The organism is Janthinobacterium sp. GW823-FHT01H08, assembly GCF_058797855.1.
In genome coordinates, this window is the sequence record NZ_CM179504.1 from 637,278 (window position 1) to 657,053 (window position 19,776).

At 63.4% G+C, this 19,776-nt stretch carries 13 protein-coding genes; 11 read left to right on the plus strand and 2 right to left on the minus strand.

Going from position 1 to position 19,776, the window contains the following annotated elements; all coding sequences use genetic code 11:
• The first annotated feature begins 9 nt into the window (after positions 1 to 9).
• Positions 10 to 714 (plus strand): GNAT family N-acetyltransferase, encoded by a 705-nt coding sequence (locus AC3RCG_RS02835; protein WP_070313027.1) that lies wholly within the window; start codon positions 10 to 12, stop codon positions 712 to 714.
• Here the strand turns inward: AC3RCG_RS02835 and AC3RCG_RS02840 are convergent.
• Positions 706 to 1,230, minus strand: a complete 525-nt coding sequence (locus AC3RCG_RS02840) for an Lrp/AsnC family transcriptional regulator (protein ID WP_070220829.1) — start codon at positions 1,228 to 1,230, stop codon at positions 706 to 708. The two genes, AC3RCG_RS02835 and AC3RCG_RS02840, sit on opposite strands and share 9 nt — an antisense overlap.
• A gap of 125 nt (positions 1,231 to 1,355) precedes the next feature.
• Between AC3RCG_RS02840 and hppD the strand changes: the two genes are divergently transcribed.
• From hppD to kefC, 10 genes are all read left to right on the plus strand, one after another.
• Positions 1,356 to 2,483: a 4-hydroxyphenylpyruvate dioxygenase gene (gene hppD, locus AC3RCG_RS02845; RefSeq protein WP_492402376.1), complete on the plus strand. Its 1,128-nt coding sequence runs from the start codon at positions 1,356 to 1,358 to the stop codon at positions 2,481 to 2,483.
• A 357-nt stretch (positions 2,484 to 2,840) separates the two neighbouring features.
• Complete coding sequence (locus tag AC3RCG_RS02850; protein WP_121670885.1) at positions 2,841 to 6,437, plus strand: indolepyruvate ferredoxin oxidoreductase family protein; 3,597 nt, start codon at positions 2,841 to 2,843, stop codon at positions 6,435 to 6,437.
• Positions 6,438 to 6,561: 124 nt separating this feature from the next.
• Complete coding sequence (locus AC3RCG_RS02855) at positions 6,562 to 8,058, plus strand: S41 family peptidase (RefSeq protein WP_492402375.1); 1,497 nt, start codon at positions 6,562 to 6,564, stop codon at positions 8,056 to 8,058.
• Positions 8,059 to 8,223: 165 nt separating this feature from the next.
• The gene (locus AC3RCG_RS02860; RefSeq protein ID WP_121670886.1) at positions 8,224 to 10,947 is read left to right on the plus strand and encodes a TonB-dependent receptor plug domain-containing protein; all 2,724 of its coding nucleotides are present in this window, start codon (positions 8,224 to 8,226) and stop codon (positions 10,945 to 10,947) included.
• A gap of 194 nt (positions 10,948 to 11,141) precedes the next feature.
• Positions 11,142 to 12,917 carry a M14 family metallopeptidase gene (locus AC3RCG_RS02865; RefSeq protein WP_492402374.1) on the plus strand — a complete coding sequence of 592 codons (1,776 nt, stop codon included), beginning with the start codon at positions 11,142 to 11,144 and terminating at the stop codon, positions 12,915 to 12,917.
• A 97-nt stretch (positions 12,918 to 13,014) separates the two neighbouring features.
• Positions 13,015 to 14,154 carry an MGDG synthase family glycosyltransferase gene (locus tag AC3RCG_RS02870; protein WP_492402373.1) on the plus strand — a complete coding sequence of 380 codons (1,140 nt, stop codon included), beginning with the start codon at positions 13,015 to 13,017 and terminating at the stop codon, positions 14,152 to 14,154.
• The gene (locus tag AC3RCG_RS02875; RefSeq protein ID WP_070220815.1) at positions 14,151 to 14,633 is read left to right on the plus strand and encodes a hypothetical protein; all 483 of its coding nucleotides are present in this window, start codon (positions 14,151 to 14,153) and stop codon (positions 14,631 to 14,633) included. The genes AC3RCG_RS02870 and AC3RCG_RS02875 overlap by 4 nt, the downstream gene beginning before the upstream one ends.
• A complete protein-coding gene (locus tag AC3RCG_RS02880) occupies positions 14,630 to 15,214 on the plus strand; it encodes a dual specificity protein phosphatase family protein (RefSeq protein WP_492402372.1) in 585 nt (194 codons plus the stop codon). The genes AC3RCG_RS02875 and AC3RCG_RS02880 overlap by 4 nt, the downstream gene beginning before the upstream one ends.
• Positions 15,211 to 15,795 (plus strand): SRPBCC family protein, encoded by a 585-nt coding sequence (locus AC3RCG_RS02885; protein WP_492402371.1) that lies wholly within the window; start codon positions 15,211 to 15,213, stop codon positions 15,793 to 15,795. The genes AC3RCG_RS02880 and AC3RCG_RS02885 overlap by 4 nt, the downstream gene beginning before the upstream one ends.
• An 84-nt stretch (positions 15,796 to 15,879) precedes the next feature.
• Positions 15,880 to 17,694 (plus strand): glutathione-regulated potassium-efflux system protein KefC, encoded by a 1,815-nt coding sequence (gene kefC / locus AC3RCG_RS02890; RefSeq protein ID WP_492402370.1) that lies wholly within the window; start codon positions 15,880 to 15,882, stop codon positions 17,692 to 17,694.
• An 85-nt stretch (positions 17,695 to 17,779) separates the two neighbouring features.
• Here kefC and pepF read toward each other — a convergent pair whose 3' ends face one another.
• The gene (gene pepF, locus AC3RCG_RS02895) at positions 17,780 to 19,669 is read right to left on the minus strand and encodes an oligoendopeptidase F (RefSeq protein WP_492402369.1); all 1,890 of its coding nucleotides are present in this window, start codon (positions 19,667 to 19,669) and stop codon (positions 17,780 to 17,782) included.
• Positions 19,670 to 19,776 lie beyond the last annotated feature (107 nt).

Below are 19,776 nucleotides of genomic sequence, written 5' to 3' on the forward strand. Positions count from 1 at the left end.
GGAGTCGACGTGACCTTACCCAAGCTGTTTCAAAACCCGTTTCGCCGCTGGCTCAGCCGTAGCGGCGGCGGGCGCCCGACCGTGCTCGTCAAGCAGTTGCATGAGCGCGACCGGCGCCGCATGATGAAGCATTTTCTGTCGCTCGAGAAAAGCGACCGTTTGCTGCGCTTCGGCAGCGCCTTGCCCGATGAACTCGTCGCGCAGTACGTGCAAAAGATGGATTTCTCGCGCGACATGATCTACGGCGTCTACAACAGCCTGTTCAAGCTGGTGGGCGTGGGCCATCTGGCGTTTGCGCCGAAGGACCAGTCGCCGGCGAAAAGCGTGGTGACGGACAAGGAGCAGGTGGCGGAATTCGGCGTGTCCGTGTCGAAATCGATGCGCGGCATGGGCGTCGGTTCGAAACTGTTCGAGCGGGCGGCGATTCACTGCCGCAACAACGATGTCGATACCCTGTACATGCATTGTTTGTCGTCCAACAAGACGATGATGCATATCGCCAAGAAGGCGGGCATGGAAATCCAGCGCGACTATGGCGAAGCTGATGCTTATTTGAAACTGTTGCCGCCAAATCCCTCCAGCATGCTGCAGGAAGCCGTGCAGGAGCAGTTCGCCATGTTCGACTACACCTTCAAGGCGAATGCGCGCGCCGCCAGCAAACTGTTCGAGCGCTTGCCGGGGCGCAAGAAGCAGCCCGGGCCGCCATCACAATAAGGGCAGGGCCGTCGTATCCTTGATGCGCTGCAAGGCAAAGCTCGATTTGACGTCCAGCACGGCCGGGTGGCGCAGCAGCGTGGCCATCATGAAGCGCGAAAAGTGTTCCATATCTTCCACGTGCACGCGCAACAGATAATCCATTTCGCCCGTCATCGCATAGCAGGCCACCACTTCCGGCCAATGCGCCACGGCCACGGCGAAGTCGGCGCGCGGCGAGGTATTCGTCACCAGATTCGGCGCCAGCACGCGGGCCGTGCTGTGGGCCGTGGCGTCGCTGTGCTTTTCCAGCCGCACGTTCACGTAGGCGAGCAAGCCCAGGCCGATCTTTTCCGGGTCCAGCAGGGCCACGTACTGGCGGATGACGCCCGCTTCTTCCAGCCGTTTGACGCGGCGCAAGCATGGCGATGGCGACAGGCTGACCTGCTCGGCCACGTCCTGATTCGACAGGCGGCCATCGGCCTGCAGGACGGCGAGGATCTTGCGATCCGTTTTATCCAGCGTAATTTTGCTCATGCTTCCTCCGGTGGTTCGTATTTCACGCAATATTATTGCGCAAATCATGATTGTTCGGGAGATCTTTGGCATTTAATGCCCGTGACCCACGCCTATACTGTGCGCTACTTCTTGGAGGAGACATCATGCAATTTCAGCCTTGGGATAACCCGATGGGTACCGATGGTTTCGAGTTCGTCGAGTATGCAGCACCAGACCCAAAAGCATTGGGCAAGCTGTTCGAGAACATGGGATTCACGGCCATCGCGCGCCACCGCCACAAGGATGTCACCCTGTACCGTCAGGGCGACATCAATTTCATCATCAATGCCGAACAAGATTCGTTCGCGCAGCGTTTTGCCCGCCATCACGGCCCGTCCGTGTGCGCCATCGCCATCCGTGTCGACGACGCGGCCTTCGTGTATCGCCGCGCGCTGGAACTGGGCGCCTGGGGTTTCGATAACAAAACGGGTCCGATGGAGCTGAATATCCCCGCCATCAAGGGCGTGGGCGATTCGCTGCTGTACTTCGTTGACCGCTGGCGCGGCAAGGGCGCCGACAAGCCGGACGCGGCCGCACCGGGCGGCATCGGCGACATCAGTATCTATGACGTCGATTTCGTCGCCATTCCCGGCGCCGTCGCCAATCCCGTCGGCCATGGCCTGACCTACATCGACCACCTGACGCACAATGTGCACCGTGGCCGCATGAAGGAATGGGCAAGCTTCTATGAAAACCTGTTCAACTTCCGCGAAGTGCGCTATTTCGACATCGAAGGCAAGCTGACGGGCCTCAAATCGAAGGCCATGACCTCGCCGTGCGGCAAGATCCGCATCCCGATCAACGAATCGTCGGACGACAAGTCGCAGATCGCCGAATACCTGGACCAGTACCATGGCGAAGGCATCCAGCACATCGCCCTGGGCACGGACAATATCTATGCGTCCGTGCAAGGCATGCGCGATACGGGTATCGATTTCCAGGATACGATTGAAACGTACTATGAGCTGGTCAACCGCCGCCTGCCGAACCACGGCGAGCAGCTGGAAGAACTGCGCCGCCTGCGTATCCTGATCGATGGCCACAGCACGGAAACGGAACGCGAACTGCTGCTGCAAATCTTCACGCAGACGGTGATCGGCCCGATCTTCTTCGAGATCATCCAGCGCAAGGGCGACCAGGGCTTCGGCGAAGGCAACTTCCGCGCCCTGTTCGAGTCGATCGAGCTGGACCAGATCAAGCGCGGCGTGCTGAAAGATACGAACGCGGCCTAAGCCGGGGGCTGTTTGTCGGCTTACGCCGTTCCGGCTAAGCCGACCTACACGAATGGCCCGGTAGGCCGGATGAGCGGGGCCGCCGAGGCGCAGCGTCATCCGACATTGCCAGCAAGCGGCCAATATCTGTAGGTCGGATGAGCGCAGCGTCATCCGACATTGCCGACATTGCCAGAAAAAGAAGCAGCAAAAAGGTAAAACACGGGAGTGCAGCGCAGCAAAGAACTGCGCGCCTTCCTGTGGTAGTCTACGACAAACAAGTCATTTTTCCGCACCGGCATTGCTCATAAAGCGCGGCCGGTACGTGTGAGTTCAACCGACCTGCACGCGTAGCACAGAGAATAATGGAGACAAGTAATGAATGCACCAATCAAGGGCTCGAGTCTTGAGCCGGGCGCGCACGCGTCCGAAATTTCCCTGAACGACAAATACACGCTCGAGCGTGGCCGCGCCTTCATGACGGGCACGCAAGCGCTGATCCGCCTGCCCATGCTGCAGCGCGAGCGCGATGTAAAAGCTGGCCTGAATACGGCCGGCTACATCACCGGTTACCGCGGTTCGCCTGTGACGTCCGTCGACATGACGGCGATCAAGGCCAAGAAATACCTCGATGAACACCACGTCAAATTCCACCCGGGCCTGAACGAAGACCTGGCCGCGACGGCCGTCTGGGGCACGCAGCAGACGAATCTGTTCGAAGACGCGAAATACGACGGCGTGTTCGGCATGTGGTACGGCAAGGGTCCCGGCGTCGACCGCTGCGGCGACGTCTTCAAGCACGCGAATAACGCCGGTTCCGCCAAGCACGGCGGCGTGCTGGTGCTGGCCGGCGACGACCATGCGGCGAAATCGTCGTCCACGGCGCACCAGTCCGACCATATCCTGAACGCCTGCGGCATCCCCGTGCTGTACCCGTCGTCGGTGCAGGAATACATCGATTACGGCTTGCACGCCTGGGCCATGAGCCGCTACACGGGCCTGTGGGTCTCGATGAAATGCGTGACCGACATCATCGAGTCGGGCGCCGCCGTCGATTTCGACCCGGACCGCGTGCAGATCACTTTGCCGACCGACTTCGAGATGCCGGCCGGCGGCTTGAACATCCGCTGGCCCGACACGGTGCTGGAACAAGAAGTTCGCATGAACAGCTACAAATGGTATGCGGCGCTGGCGTATGCGCGTGCCAACAAGCTCAACAAGATCATCTGGGACAGCCCGAAGGCGCGCATCGGCATCATCACGGCCGGCAAATCGTATCTGGACACGCGCCAGGCGCTGGCGGATCTCGGCATCGACGAGCAGACGGCGTCCGACATCGGCATCCGCCTGTACAAGATCGGCATGACCTGGCCGCTGGAAGCGGACGGCGTGCATGAATTCGCCAAGGGCCTCGACGAAATCCTCGTGGTGGAAGAAAAGCGGCAAATCCTCGAATACGCGCTGAAGGAAGAGCTGTACAACCTGAAGGACGGCGAGCGTCCGCGCGTGGTCGGCAAGTTCGACGACACGGGCGAGTGGAGCAACCAGAAGGGTACGGGGCACGGCGACTGGCTGCTGCCGGCCACGTATGAACTGAACCCGGCCATGATCGCCCGCGCGATCGCCAGCCGCATTTCGCGCTACTACGCGGGCCATCCCGTCGAGCAGCGCGTGAAGGAACGCATCGCCTACCTGGAAGCGAAGGAAAACGTCCTCAAGGCCATCAGCGTAAAACCCGATCCGCAAAAGGACCGCACGCCGTTCTTCTGCTCCGGCTGCCCGCACAATACCTCGACCAAGGTGCCGGAAGGCTCGCGCGCGCTGGCCGGCATCGGCTGCCATTACATGGTGCTGTGGATGGACCGCGAAACGTCGACCTTTACCCACATGGGCGCCGAAGGCGTCACCTGGGTGGGGCAGGCGCCGTTCACGAATGAAAAGCACGTGTTTACCAACCTCGGCGACGGCACGTATTTCCACTCGGGCATCCTGGCCATCCGCGCGGCCGTCTCGGCCAAGGTCAACATCACCTACAAGATTCTGTTCAACGATGCGGTGGCCATGACGGGCGGCCAGGAATTCGACGGCCCCCTGTCTCCGGCCATCATTTCGCGCCAGATCGCCGCCGAAGGCGTCGGTCCCATCATCGTCGTCACGGACGAACCGGAAAAATACCCGGACGATTACGCCTGGGCCGAAGGCGTTACCGTGCGCCACCGTTCGGAACTGATGGACGTGCAGCGCGAACTGCGCGACATGCCCGGCGTGTCGGCCATGATCTACGACCAGACCTGCGCCTCGGAAAAACGCCGCCGCCGGAAACGCAATGAATACCCGGACCCGGCCAAGCGCGCCGTCATCAACGAAGCCGTCTGCGAAGGCTGCGGCGACTGTTCCGTGCAATCGAACTGCCTGTCGGTGGAACCGCTGGAAACGGAACTGGGGCGCAAGCGCCAGATCAACCAGTCGTCGTGCAACAAGGATTTCTCGTGCACGACGGGTTTCTGCCCCAGTTTCGTGACGGTGGAAGGCGGCGGCCTGAAAAAGCCGAAAAAGGCGGCTGCCGCCGACAAGGATGCGCCAGCCGCACCGGCCTTGCCGACGCCAAGCATTCCATCGACGGCCGAGCCGTTCGGTATTCTGGTGACCGGCATCGGCGGCACGGGTGTCGTCACCGTCGGCCAGATCCTGGCCATGGCGGCCCACGTGGAAGGCAAGGGCTGTTCCGTGCTGGACATGAGCGGCCTGGCGCAAAAGGGCGGCCCCGTGATGTCGCACGTGCGTCTGGCGGACCGCCAGGAAGATATCCACTCGACGCGCGTCGGCACGGGTGCGGCCGACCTGGTGATCGGCTGCGATTTGATCGTCACGGCCAGCCGCGACGCCCTGTCGCGCATGGGAGAGGGGCGCAGCTGGGCCATGATCAACTCGACCAGCTCGTCGACGGCCGCCTTCGTGAAGAACCCGGACTGGCAATTCCCCGGCGCTTCGGCGCGCATGGAAATCGAAAAGGCCTGCGGCAGCGACCACGTCGACTTCATCGACGCGGGCCAGATCGCCACGGCGCTGATGGGCGACTCCATCGCGACGAATATGTTCATGCTCGGTTACGCCTGGCAAAAGGGCAAGGTGCCCTTGAGCGAAGCGGCCATCATGAAGGCCATCGACTTGAACAACGTCTCGGTGGCATTCAACAAGGCGGCCTTCAACTGGGGCCGCGCGGGCGCCCACGATGCGGCCAGCCTGGTGCGCATGACCACGCCAGCGAAGGTGGTGGAATTCAAGCGCATCGACACGCTCGACGACATCATCGAAAAGCGCGTGGCCCTGCTGACGGCTTACCAGGACCGCGCGTATGCGCAGCAGTATCTGGACTTCGTCGGCCAGGTGCGCGCCGCCGAAAGCGCACTGAACGGTCCGCACTTGCGCCTGACGGAAGCCGTGGCCCGTTACTTCTACAAGCTGATGGCCTACAAGGACGAGTACGAAGTGGCGCGTCTGTACACGGACGGCGCCTTCCAGGCGAAGATCGCGTCCATGTTCGAAGGCGACATCAAGCTCAAGTTCCACCTGGCGCCGCCGATCATGGCGAAAACGGATGCCCAGGGTCATCTGATCAAGAAGGAATATGGCCCGTGGATGCTGAAGGCCTTCGGCGTGCTGGCCAAGTTCAAGGGCTTGCGCGGCACGGCCTTCGACGTGTTCGGCCATACGGCCGAGCGCAAGATAGAGCGTGCGCTGATCGCGGAATACCGCGCGACGGTGGGCGGCTTGCTGCCGAAGCTGACGACGGCCAAGCTGGCGCAAGCCGTGGCGATCGCCAGCATTCCGGAAGACATCCGCGGCTATGGCCACGTGAAGGAGCGTCATTTGAAGGCGGCGAAAGAGAAGGAAGCGAGTCTCTTGATCGCCTTCAATGCGCCGACGCCGCTGCCGCCCGTCGTGGCAGCACCCGTGGCGGCCACCGTGGCGTGATGGGGTGAGTTCCTCGCTGTAGCAATGGCGCCTGCGGGCGCCATTTTTTTTGTATCAAAGAAAGCAACGCTTGCTGGCGAAACGCATTATAATTTTTCGATAATTTCTTTATGGAAAGTTTCTCATGCATTCCCTGCGACTTGGCTCCCTCGCTGTTTCCCTCGTATGTGTGTTGAGTGCCTGCGGCGGCGGAGGCGGCAGCAGCGACAGCGCGCCCGTCGTCCCGCCCGTGACTCCGACAGGGCCGACGGCGCTGGTTGCCTCCTCCACGGTGGCGAACCGTTGCGAGGCGCCGCGCAGCGGCAGCAGCATCGACAAGCCGGGCAGCTTGCTCGATGAGCAAACGTGGGTGCGCAGCTGGATCGATGAAACGTATCTGTGGTACCGCGAAGTGCCGACCACCTACCTGCCGCAAAGCTTTTCCACGGCCAAGGCGTATTTCGATGTGCTCAAAACAACGGCCACGACGGCGTCCGGCAAGCCGAAGGACCAGTTCCATTTCACGTATACGACGGCCGAATGGGAAGCCTCGCTCAACGGCGTGGAGCTCGGTTACGGCATGTTGCTGGCGCTGACGCGCACCACGCCGCCGCGCAAGGCCGTGATCTCGATCGTCGAGCCAGGCTCGCCGGCCGACCTGGCGGGCTTGCGCCGCGGCGATGAGCTGCAAACCGTCGATGGCACCGATTTCGTCAATGCCCCCGACGCTGCCAGCGTGAAGATCATTAACGCCGGCCTGTTCCCTGCAGCGCAAGGCACGCACACGCTGGCGTTCAGCCGCAATGGCTCGCCCCTCTCGGCGAACCTGCAGGCGGTGGAAGTGAGCACGAGCGCCGTGCAAAACGAGCGCATCATCGACACGCCCACGGGCAAGGTGGGCTACCTGACCTTCAACACCCACAACAACGTGGCCGAACGCCAGCTGGTCGAGACCATGCGCCGCTTCCAGGCGGCCGGCATCAGCGACCTGGTGCTTGACGTGCGCTACAACGGCGGCGGCTATCTCGATGTCGCCAGCGAGCTCGCCTACATGATTGCCGGTCCGCAAGTCACCACCGGCAAGACCTTCGAGCAGGTGCTGGCCAATGACAAGACGCGGCCGGAAGCGCCCGTGCCATTCCACACGCAAAGCCAGGGCTTTGCCGGGCCGAATCCCTTGCCCAAGGGCACGCCTTTGCCTTCGCTGGGCCTCAAGCGGGTGACCTTGCTGACGACGGGCAATACCTGTTCGGCCAGCGAAGCGATCATCAACGGCTTGCGCGGCGTCGACGTGCAGGTCAACCTGATCGGCGGCACGACGTGCGGCAAGCCCTATGGTTTCTATCCCACGCCGAATTGCGGCACCACGTATTTCGCCGTGCAGTTCCAGGGTGTCAACGCCAAGGGCTTTGGCGACTTTGCCGATGGCATGGCGCCAACGTGCGATGTGACGGACGATTACCAGCACGCGCTGGGCGATCCTGCCGAAGCCATGCTGGCGGCGGCGTTGCGCTACCGCGGCAGCGGCAGCTGTACCCCGGCCACGGGCGCGCTCAGGCTGTTGAGTTCGATGGCGAGTCCGGCCGACACGGCCATGCGCCTGCTGCGCCCGGCCTACAAGGAAATTGCTGTATTGAAATGATAAAACCCCATGTTGCCCCCCTTCCTGGATGAGGGTGGGGCATCTTTCTTCTCACAAATATTTCTATATAACAATTATGATATATAGAAAGACGAATCCATTCGTTCTGTAATTGCTGGCATCTTGATATCTTTCGCCTTCTCCCTAACCTTGAGAAGCGCAAAGATGCCTATACAATTCAAGTTACCACCGCTCACCGTAGCCGTACTGGCCATCCTTGGCGGTTCCGCATGGCAGGCGCACGCGCAGACGCAAGCGCCCGCAGCGGATCAGCAGCCGGCGGCCACCCCGCCAGCCGTCGTGGTCACCGGTTCGCGGATTCCCCGCGCCAGCCTGGAGGGACCATCGTCCGTCACCATCCTGACGGGCGATGAAATCACCAAGCAAGGGTACAAGAACGTCTTCGATGCGCTGACCAACCAGGTACAGAACAGCGGCTTTACGCAAGGCGAGGACTTCGGCAACACGTTTACGCCGTCGGCCAATACCATCAGCCTGCGCGGCCTCGGTCCGAACCACACCCTGATCCTGCTCAATGGCCGCCGCCTGGCCGACTTCCCCGTCGCCTACGAAGGCACGGTCAACTTCACCAACCTGGCGAATATCCCGTCGAGCATTGTCGACCGCATCGAGATCCTCAACGGCGGCGCCTCGGCCATCTATGGTTCCGACGCGATCGCCGGCGTGGTCAACGTCATCCTGAAAAAGCAGACGGAAGGTTTCGATATCAACGTCAAGGCGGGCGGCACCACGCGCGGCGGCGCCGGCAACCAGCGCGTGCAGCTGACGGGCGGCGGCAATTTCGACAAGCTGCATACCTTGTTCAGCGTGGAGCTGAGCCAGCGCGATCCGCTGTCGAGCCTGCAGCGCGACTTCATGGCCACCCGCTCGGGCACGCCGACGAATATCGCGTCGCGTCGCGTGGTAAAGGCGGGGTCTTCCGGCACCTATGTGGACCTGGGCGACACCTGCACGCAGTTCGGCGACCTGTTCGGCGGCAGCACCGTCAAGTATCAGGCGAAGAACGGCAGCTATTGCGCCAGCCCGAAAGTGGGCCCCACTTACTGGACCACGCAAACCAAGAACCGCAGTCAGAACGTGTTCGGCAGCGCCAACTATGAGCTGTCGCCGGAAACGACCTTGTTCGCCGACTTCCTGATCGGCAAGAACTCGACCGAGAACAACACGCGCGGCCCGACGTGGACGTCGTCGTCGACGGGCAGCAGCTATTTCCGCAACCAGAATACCGATCGCTACGAAGCGTGGACGCGTTATATCTCGCCCGAGGAAATGGGCGGCGTGGAGCGCTACAACCGCAAGTGGGACGACCTGGCCACGGCCATCTCGCTGGGTGCCAAGGGCCGCGTGCCGGGCACCAGCAGCTGGCAATACGAAGCCAATTACAATGCCTCTGTGTACAAGAGCGAAAGCCACACGCCGCGCGCGCTGGCCAATATCGACAGCTTCTTCCTGGGTCCGAAACTGGGCACCGATGCCGCCGGCGTGCCGGTCTACGCGCCGGATCCGGCCCGCCTGTCGCGCCGGGTGACGGCGGCCGAATTCGACAGCATCACGGGCAATTCCGACAGCGACGACAAGGCCTGGACGAATACCCTGAGCCTGGCTACCAACGGCGACCTGTTCCAGCTGCCCGCTGGCGTGGCGAAGATCGCCACCATCGCCGAAGTGGGCAAGCAGGGCTTCAGCAACGTGCCCGACGCGCGCCTGAACGAAGGTTACTTCAACGTCGCCACCAAGTCCGACATCACGGCCGGCACGCGCACCCGCTATGCGCTGGGGGCGGAAGTGAACCTGCCGCTGCATGAAAAGCTGACCGGCACCCTGGCCGGCCGCTACGACCGCTACAGCTTTGCCGGCCGCCATGACGGCAAGTTCACCTATAACGGCGGCCTGGAACTGCGTCCCACGCCGGAGCTGCTGTTCCGCGCCAACTACGCCACCAGCTTCCGCGCGCCGGACATGAACTACATCTACAAGGCGCGCGGCACCGGTTACTACTCGAGCACCACCGACTATTACCGCTGCGGCGTCGCCGGGCAGGCCATCGATGATTGCGACTACGCGAACAAATCGCCGGGCGCCGACTATGTGCAGAACGGCAGCAAGGATCTGCAGTCGGAGAAGGGCAAGTCGTTCGGCGTGGGCGCCGTCTGGTCGCCGACATCCAATTTCGACGTCTCGGTCGACTACTGGAATATCAAGATCGACGACCTGGTAACCAACCTGAGCTCCGACAAGATACTGCGCGATGAAGCCGATTGCCGCCTGGGCAAGACCGACATCAACTCGCCGACCTGCGTCGATACCCTGAACCGCGTCGAGCGCTTTGCCGCCAATGCGCTGAACCGTGCCGGCGAGATCAAGACCATCACCGTCAATCCGATCAACGCGGCCAAGCAGAGCAGCAGCGGCATCGACATCAGCGTCAAGTATTTGCTGCGCACGACGGACTATGGCCGCTTTGCCTTCAAGGCCAACTACGCCAAGGTGCTGAGCAATAAATCGCAGCAATTCGTCGGCGACGAAGAGATCGACGAGCTCAAATCGCTGAACAATTCGGACTGGCGCGATAAGCTCAACCTGAGCGTGAACTGGAGCGCTGGCGACTGGTCGAACACCTTGCTGGTCAGCCGCTACAGCAAGATCCCGAACGCCGCCGGCAAGGCCTATCTGACGCCGACGGCGCTGGCCAACATCAGCACCGTGTACCGCATCAACGACCGCGCCACCTTGTCGCTGATCGTCAACAACGTATTCGACAAGATCAAGCGCGACGACAGCGGCGGCTGGCCGTACTATCCGGTGGGCAGCTACAGCCCGCAGGGACGCCAGGGATGGGTCGAATTCAATTACCACTTCGGTAGCTGAAACCCGGGGTCAGACCCCCGCGAACGTTGGCGCAAGTCTCTGAGTCAGCGGCATTGAGGGTCTGACCCCAGCCTTTGCGGTGTTGGAGGTAAATAGAAAAGCCGGGAGCGCATATTGCTATCCTGGCTTTTATTTTTTTCGCTTATTTAGCCATATAATCCCCCGCTTCCCATCTGCCCGCTGGAGCCTCCCCCATGCTACGCCTCGCCCTGCTGTCCGCCGCCATATTGTCCGTCTTTGCCTCTCCCGCCCAAGCCGGCGCGCCGTTGACCACGGTGGCCGAACGCTCGGGCTTTGTCAGCACCGGCCGCTATGCGGAAGTGGAAGCCCTGTGCCGCCAGTTCCAGGCGCGCTATCCGAAGCAGGTGCGCTGCGTGGAATTTGGCCGCACGCCGGAAAACCGCCCCATGCTGGCACTGGCCGTCTCCAACACGGGCGCGCTGACGCCGGCCGAGGCGGCGCGCCGCAAGCTGCCCGTGCTGCTGGTGCAGGGCGGCATCCATGCGGGCGAAATCGATGGCAAGGATGCGGGCTTCCTGGCCTTGCGCGAAGTCTTGGAGGGCAAGGCGGCGCCCGGCGCGCTGGATAAACAAGTGCTGCTGTTCGTGCCCGTCTTCAATGTCGACGGCCACGAGCGCTTCGGTGCGTGGAACCGTCCGAACCAGCGCGGCCCCGTGGAAATGGGCTGGCGCAGCACGGCGCAAAACTACAATCTGAACCGCGAATACATGAAGGCCGATACGCCCGAGATGCAGCACATGCTGGCGCTGGTGAACGCCTGGGTTCCGCTGGCCTATGTCGACTTGCACGTCACCGATGGCGCGCAATTCGAACCCGATATCTCGATCCAGGTCGAACCCGTGCATGCGGGCGACGCGGCCCTGCGCGTGGCCGGCACGGCCTTGCGCGATCAGGTCCTGGCCGACCTGGCAAAGCAGGGCTCGGACCCGAAACCGTTCTATATTTCGTTTGCCGAGAACGACAATCCGCAGTCGGGCTTTGTCGATTCGGCGCCGAATCCGCGCTTCTCGCATGGCTATTTCCAGCTGCGCAACCGCTTCGGCATGCTGGTGGAAACCCATTCGTGGAAGGACTATCCGACCCGCGTGCGCATCACGCGCAACACCATCGTTTCGCTGCTGTCGCAAGTGGCGCAGCATGGCGCGCAGTGGCGGCAAACGGCGCTCGAGGCGGACGCGCGCGCCGCGCAGCTGGCCGGCGCCACCTTGCCGCTCACGTATAAAACGACGGACAAGCGCCGCATGATCGCGTTTCGCGGCTACGCCTACACGCGCACGCCATCCGAGGTGTCGGGCGCGCTGATGACGCGCTACGACGAAAGCACGCCGCAGATCTGGAACGTGCCCCTGCGCGACGAGATCGTGCCCGACCTGCAGCAGGCTGCGCCCAAGGCCGGCTACCTCGTGCCCGCGGCGCAGGCGCAGATGGTGGCGGCCAAGCTGCGCCAGCATGGCGTGTCGTATCAGGTGCTGGCCACCGCGCCCGGCACGCTGCCCGTCGAAACCTTCCGCGCCACGCAGGTGAAATTCGGCGCGCAGTCGTTCGAGGGGCGCCAGACGGCGGCCGTGCAGGGCGAGTGGCAGAAAGAGGAGCGTCCGGTCGGTGCAGGTGCGCTGTACGTGCCCGTCAATCAGGCCAAGGCGCGGCTGGTCGTGGCCCTGCTCGAGCCGCGCGCGCCCGATTCCCTGCTGGCCTGGGGCAGCTTCAATACGGCCTTCGAGCGCAAGGAATACATGGAAGAATACGTGGCCGAAGACGTGGCGCGCGCCCAGCTGGCGGCCGATCCGGCGCTGGCGGCGCAGTTCCACGAAAAGCTGGCCAGCGACCCCGCGTTTGCAAAAAGCCCGGCCGCGCGCCTGGAATTCTTCGCCCGCCGCCACGCCTCGTGGGATGAGCGGCTGAACCTGTACCCGGTGCTGCGCACGGATGTCGCGCCGGCGCTGAAGTAAGGGAAGCCGCGCGCCTTGCTAATTTGCAATGTGCGCGGCGTGGAAAATGGTATTGTGCCTGTTTTCCCGATCAGGGCTTCCAGTGGAGCACCAGCGCATGCCGCAGCAAACACCGAAAAAAATTCTTATCCTGAGCGTCTCGGCCGGCGCCGGCCATATGCGCGCAGCGCAAGCCATCGAGGCATACGCGGCGCGCGATGACGGCGCCGGCCCTGCGGCGCTGGCCAGCCATCTCGACATGATGGATTTCGTCACGCCCGCATTCCGCAAGCTGTACACGGATTTTTATATCAAGCTGGTCAACAAGGCGCCCGCGCTGTGGGGCTATCTGTACCATGCCACCCACGACGCGCCGCGCGACAGCTCGATGCAGCGATTGCGCCGCGCCGTCGAGCGCCTCAACACGCGCGCGCTGATGGCGCAGATCGCCGCCTTCCAGCCCGATGCGATCATCTGCACGCATTTCCTGCCGGCCGAACTGCTGTCGCGCGCGCTGCGCCAGCAGCAACTGGCCTGCCCGGTGTGGGTACAGGTCACCGATTTCGACTTGCACCGCATGTGGGTACACGAACAGATGCAGGGCTATTTCGCCGCCACCGACGAAGTGGCGTTCCGCATGCGCCACGAAGGCATCCCCGCCGAGCGCATCCATGTGACGGGCATCCCCATCATGCCCGCCTTTGCGCAGGCGCCCGGTCGTGCGCAGTGCGCGCAGGCGTTTGGCCTCGACCCGCGGCGCACGACGATTCTGCTGATGGGCGGCGGAGCGGGACTGGGCAGCCTTGAAACGGTGGCCGCGCGCCTGCTGGCGCTGCCGGGCGACTTCCAGCTGATCGTGCTGGCGGGGAAAAACGCGGCCGCACTGGCGGCGCTGCAGGCGCTGGCCGGCCAGTATCCGGGCCGTCTGCTGGCGCAAGGCTTTACCAGCGAAGTCGAGCGCCTGATGGCGTGTGCCGATCTGGTGATCACCAAGCCGGGCGGGTTGACCACGTCCGAATGCCTGGCCCTGGGCTTGCCCATGATCGTCAACTCGCCGATTCCGGGGCAGGAAGAGCGCAATGCCGACTATCTGCTGGAGCAGGGCGTGGCCCTGAAGGCATTCGACGCCGTCACCCTCGAATACCGCGTGCGCCTGTTGCTCGATCATCCGGAGCAGCTGCAAGCGATGCGCACGAAAGCGCTGGCCCTGGGCCGTCCGCGCGCCGCCCTGGATGTACTGGCGCAGGTGCTGGCTTGACAGGGGGCGTAGTAAAACCCTGGCAGATCGCCCTGACGCTGGCCTGGGTGGCCCTGCTGGGACTATTCTTCGCCCAGGTGGAAATCCAGATCGAGGGGCCGGCCGGGTGGGCCGCGAACCTGCCCACCTGGCGCATCGAAAGCCATTGGCTGCTCGATATCTTCTGGGGCGGGCGGCCGATGACGGGCTACCATGCCTGGGTGTTTCCCTTCATTGCCCTGTTCTTCCATTTTCCCATGCTCTTCCTGGCGCAATGGTCGCCGCGCCTCGAGTGCCGCGCCATCGGCTGCATCATGCTGTTCTGGATCATCGAGGATTATCTGTGGTTCGTGCTCAATCCCGCCTATGGCGTGGCGCACTTCAATCCGGCCCACATCGCCTGGCACAAGCACTGGCTGTGGTGGGCGCCGACCGATTACTGGGTATCGCTGCTGCTGGCTGGCGTGCTGCTGTGGTTTTCATACAAGAGGAAGTCATGACCTTATCGCCCTTGCCGCATCTTTTGCTGCTATTCCTGGCCCTGGCGGCCGGTTCCGCCGGCGCGCAAGCGCCCGGGGCGCCCGAGCGCAATGCCGAGTGGGCGACGCCGCTGCCGCACGTGTCGAACCTGCACCAGGTCACCCCCGTCCTGTACCGCAGCGCAAAGCTCGACAGCGCCGACGTGGCCCAGCTGCAGACGCTGGGCGTGAAGACGGTGATCAGCCTGCGCTCCTTCCACTCCGACACGCAGGTGCTCGATGGCAGCGGCATCCGCGCCGTCCGCATTCCCATCAATACCTGGGCCATCCGCGACAAGCATGTGATCGAGACCATGCGCAGCATCCGCGCCGCCGAACAGCAGGGACCCGTGCTGCTGCACTGCCTGCACGGCGCCGACCGCACGGGCCTGATGGCCGCCATGTACCGCATGCTGTACCAGGGCTGGCCGCGCGCGAAGGCGATCGACGAGTTGAAAAATGGCGCTTACGGCTATCACGCCGTGTGGAAGAATATCGAAAGCTACCTCAAGCGCGTCGACGTGGCGGCGCTGCGCGCGCAGATTGAACAGGAAAAACCATGAAGACCCTGCTGTTCGCACTGGCCGCCTGTTCCGCCTGTTATCCGCCGGCCGCCCTGGCGGCCACGCCTGCGCTCGATGTGCGCGATGTCAGCAAAGCCGGCATGCCCGGCAAGACCTTTGCCGCCACGACCAGCATGCCGGCCAGCGTGGACACCGTCTGCGCGGCCATCCAGGATTTCGCCGGCTATCCGCAGTTCATGCCGAACGTGGACAAGATCAAGGTGACGGCCGCCGGCGGTGGCGCCTCGCTGGTCGACGTCACGCTCAAGCTGCCAATGGGAAAAATCAAGCAATACCGCCTGAGAATGACGCCCAAGGTGCTCGACGCGAGCTGCAGCCTGGCCTGGAAGCTGGTGCCGATGGAGGGACTGAAGGTGGAGGACACCATCGCCGACACCAGCGGCTACTGGCAGCTGTCGCCCGATCCGCTCGATGCGGGCGCTGCCGCCGTCAGGTACCAGGTGTACACGGATCCGGGCCCCGTGCCGATGGGCCTGGGCTGGATCGTCGACAGCATGAGCCGCGACAGCATCCCGAAAATGTTCGACGCGCTGCGCGCGCGGGTGGCCGCGCGCAAATAGCCGGCGTGGCGGAGCAGCCACTTCACGCGGGCGCGCCACTTCAGGCATGATGTCGTTTCATCCACACATCCGCCCGGAATCCGCATGGAACACCACAGCTTTCTCATCAACATACTGTTTTACCTGGTCGCCGCCATCATCATGGTGCCGCTGGCCAAGCGTCTGGGCATGGGTGCCGTGCTCGGTTATCTGGTGGCCGGCGTCGTCATCGGACCGTGGGGCCTGGGCCTGATCAAGAATGTCGAGGTGATTCTCAGCTTTTCCGAGTTCGGCGTGGTGCTGCTGCTGTTTCTGATCGGACTGGAGCTCGAGCCCAGGCGATTGTGGCTGCTGCGCCGGCCCATCTTCGGCTGGGGCGGGGCGCAGGTGGGCGTCGTCAGCGCGGGACTGTGCGCCGTGGCCATGGCGTTCGGCGTGGACTGGCGCACGGCGCTGGTCGGTGCGCTGGGGCTGTCGCTGTCGTCGACGGCCATCGTGCTGGCCACCCTGGGCGAACGTAAACTGATGAGTACGCCGGCCGGTTCCGCCGGCTTTTCCATCTTGCTGTTCCAGGATATCGCCGCCATTCCCATGATCGCGCTGGTGCCGCTCTTGGGCGGCCTGGTCACGCATAGCGGCGAACCGGGCTGGCTGCGCGTGGCCAAGCTGGCCGCCGTGCTGGCCGCCCTGGTGATCGGCGGGCGCTTCCTGGTGAACCCCATCCTGCGCTTCATCGCCAAGACGGACTTGCGCGAAATCTTCACGGCCTTTGCCCTGCTGCTGGTGATCGCCATTTGCGTGCTGATGGAATCGGTGGGCTTGTCGATGGCGCTGGGCACCTTCATGGCGGGCGTGCTGCTGGCCGATTCCGAATACCGGCATGAACTCATTTCCGACCTGGAACCGTTCAAGGGTTTGCTGCTGGGCCTGTTCTTCATCGCCGTGGGCATGTCCGTCGATTTCGGCGTGCTGCGCGCCCAGCCGCTGCTGATCCTGGCCCTGGTGGCGGGGCTGCTGGTAGTCAAGACCGGCTTGCTGTATGTGTTGTCGAAGTTTTTCGACATTCCCCGCGGCCAGCAGCTGTTTTTTGCGCTGCTGTTGTCGCAGGGGGGCGAATTCGCTTTCGTCGTGTTTGCCGCCGCCGAGGCCGCGCATGTGTTTGCGCCGCAGACGGCCGCGCTGCTGGTCGTGGTGGTGACCCTGTCGATGGTGGCCACGCCCTTGCTGCTGCTGGCGCACGACAAGTTCGTCGCGCCGCGTCTGCAGGGCGAGAAGAAGCGCCGTCCCGACGACCATATCGAGGCGCAGGACAACCCCATCGTCATCGCCGGCTTCGGCCGCTTCGGCCAGATCATCGGCCGCCTGCTGGCGGCCAACAAGATCGGCGTGACGGTGCTCGACCACGACCCGGACCAGATCGAACTGCTGCGCAAGTTTGGCTTCAAGGTGTTTTATGGCGACGCCACGCGCGTGGACCTGCTGGTGGCGGCCGGCATCGAGAAGGCGAAGGCGCTGGTGATCGCCATCGACAATGTGGACGACAGCCTGGCCCTGGTCGACGCCGTGCGCCTGCGCCTGCCCGAGCTGACGATCCTGGCGCGCGCGCGCAACGTCACGCATTACTATGAATTGATGAAGCGGGGCGTGACCCTGATCGAGCGCGAGACGTTTGCCGCGGCCCTGTTGCTGGGCGAGCAGACCTTGCAGCAGGTGGGCTTCAGCGCCGAGCGGGCGCAGCGCGCGGCCGGCATCTTCGGCCGGCATAACCTGAAAACTTTGCTGGAAGTGGCGCCGCACTTCCAGGACCAGCAAAAAGTCATGTCCCTCACGCGCCAGGCGCGCGAGGAGCTGGAAGACATGTTCGAGAGCGATGCGGCGGCGTTTGCGGCGGCGGAAACGGAGAACGGTAGGTCGGATTAGCGGGAACCGCGTAATCCGACATCGTGTTGGCGGTGTCGGCTTACGCGCTTTGCGCTAAGCCGACCTACGCCTCCTGGCAAGCGGCTTATTTCCCCCGCTTCGCTTCGATCGTCTCGATCTGGTCCATGATGCCGTTCATGCGCGCCGCCAGCGCCTGGTACGGTTTCGGCGAGGCCAGGTCGACGCCGGCCGCCTTCACCAGATCGTAGGGGTAGGCCGAGCCGCCCGCACTGAGCATCTTCAGGTAGGCGGCCAGCGCGCCCGGTTCCTTGTCGAGGATGCGCTGTGCGAAATCCTGCGCCGCCGCGATCGAGGTGGCGTACTGGAACACATAGAAGCCGTGATAGAAATGCGGCACATACGCCCATTCCAGCGCGTAGGCGGGGTCGATGGTCATGACGCCCTGCGCTTCGCCGTGGTAGCGCTTGAGGATATCGGCATAGATGGCCGTGATTTCTTCGCCCGTCAGCGACGCTCCCTTGTCCACCTTGCCGTGGATGGCCGCCTCGAATTCGGCGAACATGGATTGGCGGAAGAAGGTGCCGCGCAGGTTTTCCAGCGCCGCGCCCAGGTACAGCAGGCGCTCGTCGTCATCCTTGGCCTGCTTCAGGCGCGCGTCGAGCAGCAGCGCCTCGTTCGTGGTCGAGGCGATTTCCGCGACGAAGATGCTGTACGGCGCATAGATCGACGGCTGCGCCTTGTTGGCCAGCACCGAGTGCATGGCGTGGCCCCATTCGTGCGTCAGGGTGCTGACGGCTTCGTAATTGTCCGTGTAATTGAGCAGCACGAACGGATGCACGTCATACGCGTCGCCATTCATGTAGGCGCCCGCCACCTTGCGCGGACGCGGATACACATCCATCCAGCGCGCGTCCACGGCGGCAGTGAGCGCCTTGACGTAGTCGGGGCCCAGCGGCGCGGCGGAAGCGAGCATCATCTGCTTGCCTTCGGCCAGAGGGAAGGTGCGCTCGCTTTTCAGCAGCGGCGCATACACGTCGTAGTACGCCAGGTCCTTGATGCCCAGCATGCGCGCGCGCAGCTTGAAGTAGCGGTGCAGGGTGGGCAGGTTGGCGTTGGTTTGCGCGATCAGGGTCTGGTAGACGGCCGGCGGCAAGTTGTCGGCATCGAGCGCGGCGCTTTGCGAATCGGCGTAACGGCGCACCTTGGCATACGCGGCATCCGTTTTCAGCTGGCCGTACAGGGTTTCGCCGAACGTGCGTTCGTACTCTTTCCACTTGCCGAAGAAGGCGTCGAACACCCGCTTGCGGTCGGCGCGGTTGTCATCGCCCCGGTATTTCGTGTACGCCGCCTGGTCGAGGCGCACTTGCTTGCCGTCCGACAGTGTGACGGTCGGCCACGGGATTTCCGCGTTGGCCAGGGTGCGGTAGACGCTGGCGGCCGAGCTTGTTGCCAGGCCGAACTGCGCCACCAGCTGTTCGCCGGCCGCGTCGAGCGTGTGCGGCGCGCTGCGCAGCATGTTACTCAATTGAAAGCGGTACAGCTGCAAGCCCTTGTCTTTCGCCAGCATGGCATCGATGCGCTTGCTGCCCAGGGCGAGGATTTCCGGCTGTAAAAAGGTCGCCGCCTGGGTGAACTCGTTGCCCAGCAGGGCGGCGCGCTGGTTCAGCTGGTTGCCCTTGCTGTCGCCCGTATCCTGGTCGTAATACTGCGCCGCATAGGTATACAGCGTGTTGACGCGCTTGCGCGCATCGGCGTACAGGTCCAGGCAGCTTTTCAGGCGGGCCGGCGAGCCTCCCAGCTGCCCCTTGCAGCCGCCCAGTTGCTGCAGCTGGGCCGACAGTTTTTTCGCGTCGGCGTCGAATGCGGCGTCGTTTTGATACAGCGCCGTCAAATCCCAGCGGTCGGCCTGCCTGTCGGTCTGAGCGGGGGCTGGCGCAGGAGCGGCAGAGGCGGTGGCGAGGCTGAGGGCCAGCAGGGAGAACAGCAGGGGGCGCTTGAGTGCGGATGGCGTCATGGTTCATTCCAGTGAGGTTGTCGGAAGAATGCGTGCTGACCGCCGGGCAGGGACGTGCGCGTGACACACCGCGTACCGGCAGAGTTACCTACGGTACAGCAAATGAG